Here is a 15,012-nt window from a genome sequence, read left to right as displayed (position 1 = left end):
GATCATCATGAGAAGGATCGCACTGAACAAGATCGCCGTCCGTTTGCTCCCGGTGTTTTCCGCTCTCGCGTTCCTTGCGCTATTTGCGGCGGATTCGCGCCGCGCGTCCGCCATCGAAGCCGCGGCGACGCCCTCGTTCGTGGGCGGGGAGGCCGTTCCGGTCGCTGTCAGATTTGCGGGACCCCTGCCATTGCAGGCGAAGATCATCGTCAACGAGGCCGAAATGACGGAAGACCGTCAGCTCGGCGGCAGCCATCTGGTTCCCGGAATTCTTCTTGGTCTTGGACTGCTCCTTGGCGGAGGGTGGCTCTACGGCTCCCGGTTTGCGCTCATGTTCAGGAAGGATCCATTGACCGCCCGCGTCCGCGATGAGCTCGACAAGCTCGATGCGGCGCGGCTCGCCGTCCGTAAACTGGCGTTCGGCGCCATGTCGGCCCATTCCGAAACCGAACTTTTCGACGTGAGGGCTCTGCACGACACGATCGCGGAACGGGCCGACGCCCTGCTCGACAGGGCCAAGGCGGATTTTTGCCTCGACGCCGTCGACGAAGATTATTTCATTTCCGAAACGGAGAACATCATCGCCGACTGCAAAAGCCTGCTGGAAAAATTGAGCGAGTTGCAGCCGGATCGGAAAGCCGGCGCATGGGCGGTCGTTCATTATGGCCCGAACGCCGTTGCGCGGGCGAAACGCAGCTGGGAGCGGGCTTTCGTTTCCGATGGCGAATTGCGGATGACCACGATCGCGCAATTGAACCAGATGAAATGGCCGCTCTGGTCGGCTTTGAAGTGGATGGCGGGCGCGACCCCGCCGCGATGATCTGGCGAGAATGAGCTGCGCCGCGGCGCAGAAGACCGGCGGCGGCCATTTTCTCGACGCGCGGGGCTGTTAGAGCGCTTTCCGATCGCATGAAGTCATGCGATCGATCAGAAATCGCTCCAGGGTCAAAAGCTTGAGCATAGTCTTGTCGGATTGATTCAATCCGATCGGAATATGCTCTAAGGCACGAAGCAGAGATGGATCAGTACAATATTTCGTTCACGCCGCTCTTGCCCTGGCCTGCCATCGCCGGGCTGGGATTGCTCGCCCTCGCGATCGTTGCGCTCGGGCTCTACATGCGGGGCCGCGGGACGCTGCTGCGGGGGCTCGGCCTTGGATTGTTGCTGCTTGCGCTCTGCGATCCGGCCCTTGTGCGGGAAAATCGGACCGGCCTCAGGGAGGTCGTCGCCCTGGTCGTCGATCAAAGCGGCAGCCAGAGCATCGGCGAGCGCAAGGAGCAGACGCTCGAGGCGCGCGCCGAACTTGAAAAAGGCCTCGCCGCGCTTGGCAATGTCGATGTCCGGGTGATCGAGAGCAACGGCGCCGAGGGCGAAGCCGACGGCACGCGGCTGTTTTCAGCGTTGAACGCGGGTCTCAGCGACATTCCCTCGGACCGGATCGGCGCCGTGTTCATGCTGACCGACGGTCTCGTGCACGACGTTCCGGCCAGCGCCGACCAGCTTTCTTTCAAAGCGCCTTTGCATGTTTTCGTCACCGGCCACGAGGGCGAACGCGACCGCCGCATCGAACTTGTCGAGGCGCCCCGGTTCGGCATCGTGGGCAAGGACCAGACCATCGAACTCAAGGTTCTCGACACGGGGGGCGGGAGCGAGCCTGCCGTGCTCAAGGTGCGCCGCGACGGCAATCCTGTCGCCACGATGTTTGCGGCCCCGTCCGAGACCATCCGCGTGCCTGTGCGGATCGAACATGGCGGACCCAATGTCGTCGAACTCGAAATCGACGCTTTGCCCGATGAATTGACGCCGATCAACAACAAGGCCGTTCTGACCATCGAGGGCGTCCGCGACAAGCTTAAGGTCCTTCTCGTCTCGGGCGAACCTCACGCCGGCGAGCGGATGTGGCGCAATCTTCTGAAGTCCGACGCCAATGTCGATCTCGTGCATTTCACGATTCTGCGTCCTCCGGAAAAGCAGGACGGCACGCCGATCAACGAATTGTCGCTGATCGCCTTTCCGACGGCGGATCTGTTCGGGCGCAAGATCAGCGAATTCGATCTCATCGTGTTCGACCGCTATTCCAACCAGAGCGTGCTGCCGCTGGTCTATTTCGACAATATCGTGCGCTACGTCCGCGAAGGCGGCGCCCTGCTGCTCGCCGCCGGTCCCGACTTCGCCCGGCCCGAGGGCCTCTATTATTCGCCGCTCGGCCGGATCGCGCCGGCGCGTCCCGACGGCAGCGTGACCGAGCACGCGTTTCGCGCCGCGATCTCGAAGGACGGCGCCAAACATCCGGTGACGCGCGGCCTGTCCGGCGGAAGCGAGACGCCGCCCGCCTGGAGCGAGTGGTTCCGCCAGGTCAACGCGGAGGTGGCGCGCGGCACGAGCGTGTTGTCCGGCGCGGACCAGAAGCCGCTGCTCGTCCTCTCGCGCGAGGGCAAGGGCCGCGTCGCGCTGCTGCTCACCGATCAGATGTGGCTCTGGGCGCGCGGATTCGAGGGAGGCGGCCCCCATCTAGACCTGTTGCGCCGCCTCGCCCACTGGCTGATGAAGGAGCCTGAACTCGAAGAGGAGGCGCTGCGCGCCAATGTGCGCGGCCGCGCCATCGAGATCGAACGCCAGAGCCTCTTGCCCGAGACCCCGCCGGTGAATGTGACGGCTCCGTCCGGCGAAACGACGAGCGTCACGCTGAGCGCCGCCGAGCCGGGCCTTTCGCGGGCGACGCTCGAGGCCTCGGAACTCGGGCTCTACCGGCTGAGCGATGGACTCCTGTCCGTGCTGGCGAATGTTGGCCCCGAAAATCCGCGCGAATTCCAGGACGTCGTCTCGACCACGGAAAAACTCCGGCCGCTGGCCGAGGCGACGGGCGGCACGGCGCGACGGATCGCCAGCGGCGCGGGCGGCGGCGTCGCCCTGCCGCGCCTGATCGCCATGCGGGAAAGTCCGGCCTATGGCGGCGAGGATTACGCCGCCATCAAGCGGACCGGCTCCAGCGAGGTCAAGGGCGTCGGCGTGCTTCCGCTGGCCATCGGGTTTCTCGGCCTGCTGGCGCTGCTCGGCGGCGTCGCCGCCGCGTGGATCTATGAGGGGCGAAAACAAGGATGAGCCCAAGACTGAGCCCAAGACTGAGCCCAAGTGAATACTTCGGCTTACGCCCTCTCGACATGCAGGCCGATCCGCTCGGCGAGGAACTCAAGGAACACGGGACGGAAAATATCGCTGTGTCCATTGATGACGTCAGGCGAGGCGCGAACGACCCAGAACGGACCGACGCCTTGGGTATCGGCGCTGGGGGTCAGCGCCGGCCGCTCGGTGCCGGCCTCTCCAACGGCGATCAGATCATGGGTTTTCATCCATGAAATATGCCCGATCGTGTTTATCATCGCCTGCCGCTCCTTGACGTTCTTCCATCTCTCCGTCGCCAGCCTGTAGAGATTTCCGGCAGGGAAAGCGAAGCCGGTCGCCCAGTCGTTGCTGGAGGTGACGCAGATGAAGACCGGGTGCTGCGCGTCCTCGGCCCGCGCCGCCAAATCCCGCAGCTTGACCAATTCGTGCACCGGCAGATAGCGCGCCGCCTCGATCGCGGGATTCACCAGCAGAACGAGATCGGCGAAGCTCGTGGATATCGCGCCGGGAGGCGTCGCGGCCGCCTCGATCAGGGATTGCGCGACGGCGGAATAGATGATCATGCCGCCGAAGCTGTGCCCGACAATGACGAGGAGGCGCTTTCCGGGCGGCTTCTGGTTGCGGTACTGGCGAAGGCGGCCGAGCAATTCGCGGATCGAGCCGACGGCGACTCGAAGCCCCGCCGCCTGCCGGTCCCAGAACGTCACTTGCGAAAGGTTGATCTCCTCCAGAACCAGATGCCGGCTGTAGAGCGTCAGGCCCCGCCAGCCGACGAAAAGGCCGAACACCGGCCGCGCCAGCCTTGCATTTTTCTGCGCCACTTCGGCTTCCCGTATGACGGCCTTTTCGAGCACCTTTGAGAAGTCGACGAGATTGCCGTCGTCGTCGCGCGCGTCGTGTTTCCAGCCGTGGACGAAGACGATGATGATCGCGTCGTCGTCGCCGAACCGCGCGAGCTGATCCGCGATGGCGTCCATTTGGGAGCGGGCCTGACACACGCCCTGATCGTCGAATTCGACGATGCCGAGCTGATAGGAAAGCAAAGTTCCGTCAACCGTCCGGGTGAAGACCGCGCGGTCCGGCTGATGCTTTTCGTTCCCCATGAGGCCGATCAGGCGCTCACGTTCGTTTTGCTGTTTTGGAGCGTTCCCGCCCGCTGACGCGCGCGCTTGATGATCGCCGTCGCTCATGCCGGTCTCCCCCGTTTGCCCAATGGAAGGCTACACCCTCGACGCCGACTTTCAACTCAAACTTGCGGCGCCGCCAACTGGCCGGATTAGCCTATTGAGCATATTCCGATCGGAGTGAATCAATCCAATCGAGAAGAATATGCCCAAGTCTTTGATTCTGGAGAGATTTCTGATCGATCGCATGACTTCATGCGATCGGAGAGCCCCTAGCCCCGGCCCGGCGCACCTTGCCCCTCGCCTGCGCAAAAGCGCCCTCAACCAGTTCGTGGTACAGCAGGCGGTCCGGATCGACCGGGCCGATAAAGGCGAGCCTGTCCGGCGGCGCCGGGACGAACCCCATCCTGCTGTAGTAGGACAAATCGCCGACGAGGAGCACGAGCGCATGGCCCGCCGTCCGCGCGGCCTCGAGCGATTTGCCGACGAGGGCCTCGCCGATGCCGCTCGAGCGGAACGCCGGATCGACGGTCAGCGGGCCAAGCAGCAGCGCCGGACTGTCGCCGCAGAGGATCGGCGTCATCCGGTTGGCTCCGACGAGCAGGGTGCCGACGCGGGCGGCGAAGGAGAGATGATAATCGGGTTCGACGCCTTCGCGCAGACGATAGGCCGAGCGGGCGAATCGTCCAGGTCCGAACGCGCGTTCGTCGAGACGTTCGATCGCGCCGAGATCGGCTTGCGTCAGCGGGCTGAGGACGAGGGAAAGATCAGTCATCTGGATTAAACGCGAGGCAGGGAAGGGGACGAAGAACCGCCTCGCCTCGTATCATCGCGGCCGGGGCGCCGCAAATCGCCGTGCGATGACGCTCTTATTCTTGACCGCGGCGCACAAACCGTCTTGACGCGCGTTCGCGGCCGCGCACATTGCAGAAGTGAGTTTCATCCTCGCCCATCTGACCGACCCCCATATCGGGCCGCTGCCGAAGCCGCGTCGGCGCGACCTGATCGGCAAGCGCGTCACCGGTTATCTGAACTGGACCAGCGGGCGGCGCCTTGTTCATGACATGGACGCGCTCCGCCAGGTCGTCGCCGACGTCAAGGCGCATCACCCCCATCATATCGCGGTCACCGGCGATATTTCGAACATCGGCCTGCCCGCGGAATTCCAGCTCGCCGGGAGCTGGCTCGAGACGCTCGGGCCCTGCGAGAACGTCAGCTTCGTGCCGGGCAATCACGACGCCTATGTCCGCGGTTCGATGCGCCACCTCGCCCGCGCCTTCGCGCCCTGGACAAGGGGAGAGCCGGCGAGGCTTGACCTCGAAGGGGAGGCGGCGAAGCCGGGGCTTAAAGCGGACGACGGGCAGCCTGTTGAAGGCTATCCCTACATGAAAGTGCGCGGAAACGTCGCCCTGATCGGCCTGTCATCCGGCGTGCCGACCCCTTTCTTCATCGCCTCGGGACTTTTGGGACGGCCCCAAATAGAGGCCTGCGAAGCGCTGCTGATCGATGCGCGACAGCGCGGCCTCGTTCGCATCGTGATGATCCATCACCCGCCCCAGAGCGCCGCCGCCGGCGCTGCGCGCGGGCTGAGGGACGCGCGGGCGTTCGAGGCGCTGATCCGCCGCGCCGGCGCCGAGCTGATCATTCACGGCCACAGCCACAGACGATCCGTCGCCCATATGAGAGGACCGGACGGGCTGGTGCCGGTCGTCAGCGCGCCCTCCGCCTCTGCGATCCGGGGCGCGCCGCGTCACCGCGCCGGCTACCTGCTCTATGAGGTGACCGGAAATGCCAGCAATTTCAAGATCGAAGCCCGCGCTCGCGGGCTTTTGCCGGGGTCTTCGACCATTGGAGATCTTGGCCCGATCCGGCTTTGAACGCGGAAGCGGGGGCGCGCCTGGACGCTCCCCCTTTCTCCCGCTCCTACTTGAGGAACACGTAAATGTCGGCTTCGAAGCCGGAATCCTCGGGTTCCTTGGTGTCGGTGAGATATTCCTCGATGAACATGTTCTTGGAATCGAGCCCCTTCTCATCCATGAACGCCGTGATGAGATCGTAGGTCGAGTCGATGTCGTCGTACGCGCCGCGATGCAGGAACTTCAGCGCCTTCCCGGAGGGCGAGTCCTTGATTTTCACCGAATCGGTCAATTCGGTCTTGCCGGCGGGCTTCTCCGCCAGCGGCACCATCGCCTCGAAGTGAAAATTGTTATCGTCGGTTGAGAGGAAGACGGTGAACGGGTGGCCGGCCGCCGTCAATCCGGCGGTCTTCATGGCGGCGTTCACCTTTTCGATGGCGCCCATGATGGTCTTGAATCCCTTGCTCCATTCGCCCTCGCCGGTGAGATAGGCGACCGGCCGGGCCGGAACGTCGAGGGTCTGGGCGGAGGCGTCGCTCGGCACGCCGGGCGGCGGCTGAGACTGGTCCGAATCAGGGGCGGGCGCCGGGGCCGGCGCCGCCGAATCGCCCGCGGCTTTGGCGGGGGCGGCGTTTTGCGCTGCGGCAGGGGCGGCGGGCGGCGTCTGCGCGGAAACGCGGAGCGGAGAAAACCCCAACACGACGAGAGCCATGCAACAAGCCAGCGCAATCTTCGCCGAACGCTTCATTTCGCCGTTTCCCATATGCCAGCTCCCAAATCTCAGCTATTCTGGCTGAATAAACTTGAATCCGCGCAATGCGGCCGCGCGCCCCGGATCTTGCCAGCCAAACCCAGCGTTTGCTTGGCGATACTCGCTTCCGGGGCGAAAGCGGCTGTCCGCCTTGCCTCTTCTATAGGATTGCGTCTGCAAAACAATGAACGCGCCCCGATGAATTCTCTTGCCGGTAGGCTAGTAACCAAGATGAACGGTCTCGGCAATGAGATCGTCGTTCTCGATCTGCGCGGTAGCGGGTTGGCCGTCAGCGGGTCTCAGGCGCGCGCGATCTGGCGGGGCGAGGGGCTCGCCTTCGATCAGCTGATGGCGCTGCAGGAGCCGCGCTCGCCGGGGACCGCGGCCTTCGTCACGATTTTCAACAATGACGGGTCGGAAGCCGGCGCCTGCGGCAACGGCACCCGCTGCGTCGCCTGGACCTTGATGCGCGGCGCCCCGGACGAGGAACTGGTCGTCGAGACGATCGCTGGCCAGCTCAGGTGCAGACGGACCGGCGAATCGGCCTTCGCGGTCGAAATGGGGCGCCCGCGCCTCGCCTGGCGCGAAATTCCCCTCGCCGAACCTGTCGCCGACACGAGGAACGTCGAGGTCTGCTTCGAACTCGACGGCGCCTCCCGGACGCTGCGGGCCTCCGCCGTCAGCATGGGCAATCCGCATGCGATCTTCTTTCCCCGCGGCCCGGATGATTTCGATCTGGCTCGGCTCGGCCCCATTCTGGAGCGCCATCCGATGTTTCCCGAACGGGCAAACATTTCCCGCGCCGAAATCCTGTCCCGGACGCATATACGGCTCGATGTCTGGGAGCGGGGCGCTGGCCTGACGAGGGCCTGCGGGTCGGCCGCCTGCGCCGCGCTCGTCGCCGCCGTCCGCGACGGCCGCTGCGACCGGCGCGCCATCGTCAGCCTGCCGGGCGGCGATCTCGAGATCGAATGGCGCGGCGGCGACGATATGGTCGTCATGACCGGCCCGGTGGAGTTCGAGTTCGAGACCCGCCTCGATCCCGCGCTGTTCGAGGAACGCGCCGCTTGAGCGGGCCTGAAAACACGCCCGCCGCCGGGGTGGAGGTGCTGACCTTCGGCTGCCGCCTCAACCTCGTCGATTCCGAAGCCATTCGCCGGGCGGCACGGGGCGGGGGACGCGATGACCTCGTCATCGTCAACACCTGCGCGGTGACGGCGGAAGCCGAGCGCCAGGCGCGTCAGGCGATCCGCCGCATCAGGCGCGAGCGGCCGGGGGCCGAGATCGTCGTCACCGGATGCGCCGCGCAGATCAGTCCGGCCGCCTTCGCCGCCATGCCGGAAGTGTCCCGCGTGATCGGCAATTCGGACAAGGCCGATCCCGCGGTCTGGTCCGGAGCCGCGCCAGATCGCGACGCAATCTCTGACATCATGGCGCCGGGCCGCGCCCCCCGTGTCCTCGCCGAGGGCGTCGAGGACCACACCCGCGCGTTCCTTGCGGTGCAGACCGGCTGCGACCACCGCTGCAGCTTTTGCGTCATACCCTTCGGGCGCGGCCCCTCGCGTTCCGCCCCGCTGGCCGAAATCGAAGTGGCCGCGCGCCGCCTCGCCGCTCAGGGCTTCAAGGAAATCGTCCTCACCGGCGTCGATCTGACCTCCTACGGCCATGACCTCGCGGGAGCCCCGAGGCTTGGCGCGCTGGCGAAGGCGATTTTGCGCGCCGCGCCCGGACTCGCCCGGCTGCGGCTCTCCTCGATCGATTGCATCGAGGCGGACGAAGACCTGTTCGAGGCCTTCGCCAGCGAACCCCGGCTGATGCCGCATCTGCATCTGTCGTTGCAGGCGGGCGATGATCTCATCCTGAAGCGCATGAAGCGGCGCCATGGCCGCGCCCAGGCCATCGAGGTTTGCGCCAGGCTGCGGCGGCTGCGGCCGGACATCGTTTTCGGGGCCGATCTCATCGCCGGATTCCCGACCGAGACGGAGGCGATGTTCGAGAACAGCCTCGCTTTGGTCGAGGACTGCGGGCTGACGCACCTGCATGTTTTTCCGTTTTCGCCGCGCCCTGGAACGCCGGCGGCCCGGATGCCGCAGGTCGCGCCGCAGGCCGTGAAGGAGCGCGCGGCGCGGCTTCGCGCTTTGGGGGCGAAGGCGCTCGGCGCCCACCTCGCGGCCCAGACCGGCAAGGCGCTGCGGGTGCTGACCGAGCGCGGCGGAATCGGCAAGGCAGAGGATTTCACCCGCGTGCGCACCGGCGACGCGCCGCCCTCGCGGATGATCGAGATGAGGATCACCGGCGCCGAAGGCGGCGCGCTGGTCGGGGCGCGCGCGGGGATGGCCGGTTAGGCATGTGGCGGGATGAGTTTCTGCTTTGGGCCGTTTCCCAAAAGCGGACAGAAAAGTCCGCCCTATCGCCTCGGGAAGTCATGGCCGGAAAGGCCAATGCTATAGAACTTCCTCCGCGGCACGTCGGTTGGCGTCGCCCCCACGCCTTCGCGTGTGCTAGTTTGATCCGGTGAAATTCGCAGCATCGGATCGCCGTGAGAGGCGTTCAACCATTAGGCCCTTCGCAAATGCCGCAGCCCCCCAAGCCGATGTCTCGCACCCTCGCCGTCGAAATCGCCACGAAGACCATCGCCGTCGTCAACCCGGCTAACCGCGGATTGCGAATAGCGGATCTGCTTGAAAAACATGGGTTCCGCCGTGTCAGGGAACCCGAAATGGATATCCTCAGCGATCAGGCGCGCCTCGTGAGCTGGTTGCGCGAGACCTTCAGGATCGACTGAACGGATTCGAAGCGGACGTCTGCGCGATGTGTGACTGCGAAACCACATGGACGAGTTCTTGCACATGGCGAGCCCCGCCCAGCGACGCTTGGTCTTGCCTCTCGAGCGATGTGACGGCAATCTCAGATCAACAAGGATGATCGTCGACAGGATATGGGAAACTCCAAAATCATGATCAGGGACGGTGAGATTGCCGGCGCAGGCGAGATGGACGAAGCGGCTTTGCTCGGGCTGCGGTCGGAACGTCTCAACCGCCGGTCGTTTCTGTTCGGCTCCGCCGCCAGTCTCGGCGCGCTCGGGCTCGCCGGTTGCGCGACAACCGACGACCTCGTCCACAGGGAGGCGGCGAAGCTCTACGGGCCCGTACCCGAAAAGAAATTTCCGATACCGGCGGTCGACGTCAGCAAGATCGATCCGAAATATTATCGTCGGACCGTGCGCTACGACACTCGTGAAGCGCCCGGCACGATCATCATCGATGCTGCCAATTACTATGTTTACCGCGTCGAAGGCGACGGGAACGCCACCCGCTATGGCGCCAATGTCCCCCGCAAGGGCTTCCTGTGGAACGGCGACGCATACGTCGGGCGCAAGGCGGAATGGGCGACCTGGACCCCGCCCAAGGAGATGATCGTGCGTCAGCCCGAGGCGGCCAAATACGCCGCCGGCATGCCGGGAGGCCTCGACAATCCGCTCGGCGCCCGCACGCTCTATCTTTATCAGAATGGCAAATACACGGTCTGCACGATCTATTCGACCAGCGACCCCGAGTCGATCGGCAGGGGCGTCACCAGCGGCTGCACCGGCCTTCTGACGCAGGACATGCTCGACCTCTACGAGCGCACGCCGATCAAGACCAAGGTGATCCTTCTGCCGGCCTAAAGCATTTTCCGATCGGATTGAATCAATTCTGATCGACCGAATGAACACATTCGGCTGGAAAGCGCTCCAGGCGACGGTGCCTGTCTCCCCCGTCCGCCCGCGCTGGCGCGATCCCGACGTCGGTCAGAGCAGGCGGATCTTCAAACGCCGCCGCCGTCCAAGGTTCGTTCACACTTTTGCGGCATGATCGGTTAGGGTCATGACTGGCCGAACCGGGTCGATCGGCCAATGCCGACGCTCCCTCCGCCGGGCGGCCAACAGGAGATTTGCGTGCCGACGCTCATCCGATTTTTGCTGGGACTGGCGATCCTTGGCGGCCTCGTCTACGCCGGGATGATCGCGCTCGTCGCATTCGTCGAGCCGCAGCCGCGCGAGATCACTCAGGCCATCCCCGCCGCGCGGCTGAACAAGTAGCGTTCATGCCGCCCCCGATCGCGCGCCAAACGCTCGAATCCTTTCTCGACATGATCGCCGCCGAGCGCGGCGCGGCGAAAAACACCATCGAGGCCTACCGTCGCGATCTGACCGACTATCTCGAAGCTCTGTCAAAGGCGGGCCGGACTCCGCTCGACGCGGATTCGGGCGAGATCGGAGCCTATCTGTCGCGGCTCGAGGCGCGCGGCCTGAAGCCGTCCTCGAGCGGGCGCAAGCTCTCATCGATCCGGCAGTTCCATCGGTTTCTGGCCGCGGAAGGCCGCCGCGCCGACGATCCCGCCGCGATCCTCGAAGGCCCCCGGCGAGGCCGGGGGCTGCCCAAGGTCCTCTCCGTCGCCGAAGTCGATCATCTGCTGGCGGTCTCGAAGGAGGGGCTGGGCGACGCGACGCGTCCCGATGGCGAGCGGCTGCGCGCTCTGCGCATCGCCTGCCTGCTGGAGCTGATCTACGCGACGGGGCTGCGGGTCTCCGAGCTCGTCGCGCTCCCCGCCCGTGCGGCGCGGGTCCGCGAGGCCTTCATGACGGTGCGCGGCAAGGGCGGCCGGGAGCGTCTTGCGCCATTGCCGCCGCCGGCGCGCGAGGCGATCAAACTCTATCGCTCTTTTCTGGAAGAAAAGCGCCCCGGCGCCGCGGCGTCGCCGTGGCTGTTTCCCGCCGACAGCGACAGCGGGCACCTGACCCGGCAGACATTCGCGAGAGAACTCAAGGTCTGCGCCGCGGCCGCCGGAATCGCATCATCGCGAATCAGTCCGCATGTGCTGCGCCACGCCTTCGCCAGCCACCTCCTCCAGAACGGAGCGGATCTGCGGGTGGTTCAGGAACTTCTCGGCCACGCCGACATTTCGACCACGCAGATTTATACCCACGTTCTCGATGAGCGCATGAAAGCCATGGTGCGCGACCTGCACCCGCTCCTCGACGAGTGAGCGCCGTCTCGGAAAAAGCCCGAAAAACGCGGGGAGGCAGGGAACTATTTTTTTTGTAATGTATTTATTAAAAATATGTTAAGTGAATCTTAATAATAGATGCCGGGAGGAATTCATGCTGGTGTTCGCGGCAGGAAGTTTTGTTATCGGCGCGCTGCTGGCGCATTTTTTCAAATTTTACAGCCTTTTTCCTGTTGCGGTGCTGGCGGTTCTCCTGATCCTGCTGAATCCCTATGATGCAGGCTGGTCGTGGCGAGGGCTTTTCCTTCAATCGACGGCTTTGGTCGCGATGCTTCAGATCGGATATCTCTCCGGCGCCGCTCTTCACGTCTATTTTCCAAAAGCAATGTTCAAGGGGGCCTTCGCGCCGCGTCGCACTGCCGGGTTGGCGGGCCTGCGGCCGCGGCGGAAAATTTGAGCCCGGAATCTCTTAACGGGAAGGGCTGAGGCGCGCTGCGCCGCGTCACGTTCGGCGGAATGTGAAAAAGGCGGGGGTGCGTCCCTCCGCGAGGGCCTTCGCCTCGTATCGGGTTCCCTTCCAGTCCGGCCAGGGGCTTCTCCAGTCGGCCGCGCTCTCCGCCGGCCATGCGAACGCGCCTGAGCGGAGCACTCTCGCCAGGGTCCAGCCGGCATTGTCGTCGATATCCGTCGCAAAACGCAATTCTGCGCCCGGGCGCATCGCGCGCGCGAGCCGCTGCAGCGCTTCATCGGACAAGAACCGGCGCTTGCGGTGGCGCCGCTTCGGCCAGGGATCGGGGAAAAGCAGATAGACGCCCCCGAGCGATCCGGCCGGCAGGGCGCCGATGACGTCGCCCGCGTCGCCCTCGTAAAGCCGGACATTCGTCAGGGCCATGTCTTCGATGAGCCCGAGCGCTTTGGCGACGCCGTTCAGAAAAGGTTCGCAGCCGATATAGGCCCGTTCGCAATGGCGGGCGGCCTCGGCTGCGAGATGTTCGCCGCCGCCAAAGCCGATTTCGAGCCAAAGCGCCGAATAGGGTTCGGCGAAGAGGGAGGCCGGATCGAGAATCGGCTGCGAGACGTCGAGCGAAAGGCCCGGCAAATGAGCCCCGATCAGCGCCGATCCGCGCATCCTCAATTTTTTGCCGCGCCGTCGGCCATAAAGTCGGCGCTGGGCGGGAGCGCCGCTGCCCTCGCCATCCGTCGGATCAGGCGAGCGCCCGCCCGCCGACGGCTCGTTTTCGCCGGACCGGCGATCCTCGGGAATTAGCCCTTTCGGATCCATCGCGCGCGCCTGAGGCCGCCGTCAGCGGAGCGAAACTAGCTCAGATGAGCCTTGATCTTGTCTCCGAGATCGACTCCTTCCCAGGAGAAGCCGCCTTCGGCGTCGGGCTTGCGGCCGAAATGTCCGTAGGCCGAGGTTCGCGCATAGATCGGCCGGTTGAGCCTCAGGTGCTCCCTGATGCCGCGCGGCGAGAGGCGCATGCTCTGGCCGAGCGCCTTTTCAAGCTTGTCCTCGGCGACCTGTCCCGTGCCATGGGTGTCGACATAGATCGAGAGCGGTTCTGCGACTCCGATCGCATAAGCGAGCTGGATCGTACAGCGGTCGGCGAGGCCGGCGGCGACCACGTTTTTCGCCAGATAGCGCGCGGCATAGGCCGCCGAACGGTCGACCTTGGTCGGGTCCTTGCCCGAAAAGGCTCCGCCGCCGTGGGGCGCCGCGCCGCCATAGGTGTCGACGATGATCTTGCGCCCGGTCAGGCCGGTATCGCCGTCAGGGCCGCCGACGACGAACTTTCCAGTCGGATTGACGTGCCAGACGGTGTCCTTATCGATCCAGTTCGCGGGGAGCGTCGCGCGGATATAGGGTTCGACGATGTTCTGGACGTCAAGAGAACTCAGGTTCTCGTCGAGATGCTGCGTCGACAGCACGATTTGCGTCACGCCCACCGGCTTTCCGTTTTCGTACCGCACCGTCACCTGGCTCTTGGCGTCGGGGCCGAGCTTCGCCGCCTCGCCCACGCCCGATTTGCGCTCCCTCGCGAGAACCTCGAGAATCTTGTGGGCGTAATAAAGCGGCGCAGGCATGAGTTCGGGCGTTTCGCGGCAGGCGTAGCCGAACATGATGCCCTGGTCGCCCGCGCCTTCATCCTTGTTGCCGGACGCGTCGACGCCCTGGGCGATGTCCGCGGACTGCGCGTGCAAAAGCACTTCGACCTTCGCGGTTTTCCAGTGAAAACCGGCCTGTTCGTAGCCGATGTCCTTGATCGCCGCCCGGGCGGCCGCCTCGATCGCTTCGGGAGCGATGGTCGGACCGCGCACTTCGCCGGCGATCACGACGCGATTGGTCGTCGCCAGCGTCTCGCAGGCGACCCGGATCTGATAAGGGTCGATCCCGGCCTTTTCTCCCTCGCGGAAGAAAAGGTCCACGATCTCGTCGGAAATCCTGTCGCACACCTTGTCAGGATGGCCCTCGGCCACTGATTCGCTCGTGAAGAGATAATTGGCGCGCGGCAAGGCTCGTCTCCATTGGGGAAAAAAGGTTGCGATAAAGGGCGCCGACCGCAGGTTGTGCAGCCGAACCGGAACGTCCGGGCTAAATTCCGGATTGCGTTCGTTTTGTCAAGCCATCCGAGCCGTTGTGTTCGTTAGATCGAACGGTTTGGCTAATCCGCCCGCCCGCTGCCGTTCGTTTCGTGGGAGGCCGTTTCTGACGGCGAATCGTCTCCCGCCAGCGCGAGGACCAGATCGACGATGCGTTTGCGGATCTTGGGGTCGTGGATGCGAGCGAACGCCATATTGAGGTGCAAGCCTTCGGACGTCGACAGGAAGTCCGCGACATAGCTTGTGTTCGGCTCTTCCGCAAAGGCGAGATTGTTCACGACGCCAACGGTTTCGAAGGAGGGGGCGCCCTCGAAGAAAAACGCAGGAGGCACGTCAAGAGTCCGCGAGATCTGCTGCAGCCGGCTGGCGCCGATCCTGTTGGCGCCCTTCTCGTATTTCTGGATTTGCTGGAAGGTCAGCCCCAGAGCCTCGCCTAGTTTTTCCTGGCTCATGCCGAGAATCACGCGGCGCATCCGGACCCGGCTGCCGACGTGCCTGTCGATCGGATTAGGTACCTTCTTCGGCTTATCCATCACCAGACTTTGTTCGCTCATCAGCGCCGTCCCTT

At 64.7% G+C, this 15,012-nt stretch carries 16 protein-coding genes; 10 read left to right on the top strand and 6 right to left on the bottom strand.

Annotated elements, in window-relative coordinates; all coding sequences use genetic code 11:
• The first annotated feature begins 7 nt into the window (after positions 1–7).
• Together BM177_RS09785 and BM177_RS09780 are read left to right on the top strand one after the other, a co-directional pair.
• On the top strand, positions 8–820 hold the full coding sequence (locus BM177_RS09785; protein WP_139223580.1) for a hypothetical protein: 813 nt from the start codon (positions 8–10) through the stop codon (positions 818–820).
• Positions 821–1,017: 197 nt separating this feature from the next.
• On the top strand, positions 1,018–3,102 hold the full coding sequence (locus BM177_RS09780) for a hypothetical protein (protein WP_091681625.1): 2,085 nt from the start codon (positions 1,018–1,020) through the stop codon (positions 3,100–3,102).
• A gap of 44 nt (positions 3,103–3,146) precedes the next feature.
• On the opposite strand, the gene BM177_RS09775 is transcribed toward BM177_RS09780, so the two are convergent.
• Complete coding sequence (locus BM177_RS09775; RefSeq protein WP_091681622.1) at positions 3,147–4,313, bottom strand: hypothetical protein; 1,167 nt, start codon at positions 4,311–4,313, stop codon at positions 3,147–3,149.
• A gap of 187 nt (positions 4,314–4,500) precedes the next feature.
• Positions 4,501–5,022, bottom strand: a complete 522-nt coding sequence (locus BM177_RS09770) for a GNAT family N-acetyltransferase (protein ID WP_091681619.1) — start codon at positions 5,020–5,022, stop codon at positions 4,501–4,503.
• Positions 5,023–5,179: 157 nt separating this feature from the next.
• On the opposite strand from BM177_RS09770, the gene BM177_RS09765 reads away from it, so the two are divergent.
• Positions 5,180–6,124 carry a metallophosphoesterase family protein gene (locus BM177_RS09765; protein ID WP_175492556.1) on the top strand — a complete coding sequence of 315 codons (945 nt, stop codon included), beginning with the start codon at positions 5,180–5,182 and terminating at the stop codon, positions 6,122–6,124.
• Between the two features lie 46 nt (positions 6,125–6,170).
• Here BM177_RS09765 and BM177_RS09760 read toward each other — a convergent pair whose 3' ends face one another.
• Complete coding sequence (locus BM177_RS09760; protein ID WP_091681614.1) at positions 6,171–6,866, bottom strand: GyrI-like domain-containing protein; 696 nt, start codon at positions 6,864–6,866, stop codon at positions 6,171–6,173.
• A gap of 186 nt (positions 6,867–7,052) precedes the next feature.
• On the opposite strand from BM177_RS09760, the gene dapF reads away from it, so the two are divergent.
• The 7 genes from dapF to BM177_RS09725 all read left to right on the top strand — a co-directional run bounded on the left by dapF (position 7,053) and on the right by BM177_RS09725 (position 12,300).
• The gene (gene dapF / locus BM177_RS09755) at positions 7,053–7,925 is read left to right on the top strand and encodes a diaminopimelate epimerase (protein WP_091681815.1); all 873 of its coding nucleotides are present in this window, start codon (positions 7,053–7,055) and stop codon (positions 7,923–7,925) included.
• The gene (gene mtaB, locus BM177_RS09750; protein WP_244532241.1) at positions 7,922–9,199 is read left to right on the top strand and encodes a tRNA (N(6)-L-threonylcarbamoyladenosine(37)-C(2))-methylthiotransferase MtaB; all 1,278 of its coding nucleotides are present in this window, start codon (positions 7,922–7,924) and stop codon (positions 9,197–9,199) included. Before dapF ends, mtaB begins: the two co-directional genes overlap by 4 nt.
• A gap of 227 nt (positions 9,200–9,426) precedes the next feature.
• Positions 9,427–9,639, top strand: coding sequence for a hypothetical protein (locus tag BM177_RS09745; protein ID WP_091681611.1), 213 nt, complete (start codon positions 9,427–9,429; stop codon positions 9,637–9,639).
• Positions 9,640–9,810: 171 nt separating this feature from the next.
• Entirely contained in the window at positions 9,811–10,521 is a 711-nt protein-coding gene (locus BM177_RS09740) for a L,D-transpeptidase family protein (protein WP_091681813.1), read from the top strand.
• Positions 10,522–10,791: 270 nt separating this feature from the next.
• Positions 10,792–10,935 carry a histidine kinase gene (locus BM177_RS09735; protein WP_091681810.1) on the top strand — a complete coding sequence of 48 codons (144 nt, stop codon included), beginning with the start codon at positions 10,792–10,794 and terminating at the stop codon, positions 10,933–10,935.
• Between the two features lie 5 nt (positions 10,936–10,940).
• Positions 10,941–11,882, top strand: a complete 942-nt coding sequence (locus BM177_RS09730; RefSeq protein ID WP_091681609.1) for a site-specific tyrosine recombinase XerD — start codon at positions 10,941–10,943, stop codon at positions 11,880–11,882.
• A 115-nt stretch (positions 11,883–11,997) separates the two neighbouring features.
• On the top strand, positions 11,998–12,300 hold the full coding sequence (locus BM177_RS09725; RefSeq protein ID WP_091681606.1) for a hypothetical protein: 303 nt from the start codon (positions 11,998–12,000) through the stop codon (positions 12,298–12,300).
• Positions 12,301–12,345: 45 nt separating this feature from the next.
• On the opposite strand, the gene trmB is transcribed toward BM177_RS09725, so the two are convergent.
• The 3 genes from trmB to BM177_RS09710 form a co-directional block, all read right to left on the bottom strand.
• Entirely contained in the window at positions 12,346–13,125 is a 780-nt protein-coding gene (gene trmB / locus BM177_RS09720; protein ID WP_091681604.1) for a tRNA (guanine(46)-N(7))-methyltransferase TrmB, read from the bottom strand.
• Positions 13,126–13,160: 35 nt separating this feature from the next.
• Positions 13,161–14,357 carry a methionine adenosyltransferase gene (gene metK, locus BM177_RS09715; RefSeq protein WP_091681603.1) on the bottom strand — a complete coding sequence of 399 codons (1,197 nt, stop codon included), beginning with the start codon at positions 14,355–14,357 and terminating at the stop codon, positions 13,161–13,163.
• A 149-nt stretch (positions 14,358–14,506) separates the two neighbouring features.
• Positions 14,507–14,998 (bottom strand): helix-turn-helix domain-containing protein, encoded by a 492-nt coding sequence (locus BM177_RS09710; RefSeq protein ID WP_091681601.1) that lies wholly within the window; start codon positions 14,996–14,998, stop codon positions 14,507–14,509.
• Between the last annotated feature and the right edge of the window lie 14 nt (positions 14,999–15,012).

This window comes from Methylocapsa palsarum, assembly GCF_900114285.1.
GTDB classification, from domain to species: domain Bacteria; phylum Pseudomonadota; class Alphaproteobacteria; order Rhizobiales; family Beijerinckiaceae; genus Methylocapsa; species Methylocapsa palsarum.
The sequence above is the reverse complement of the archived record's forward strand: the minus strand, read 5'-3'. Positions and strand labels throughout refer to the sequence as shown.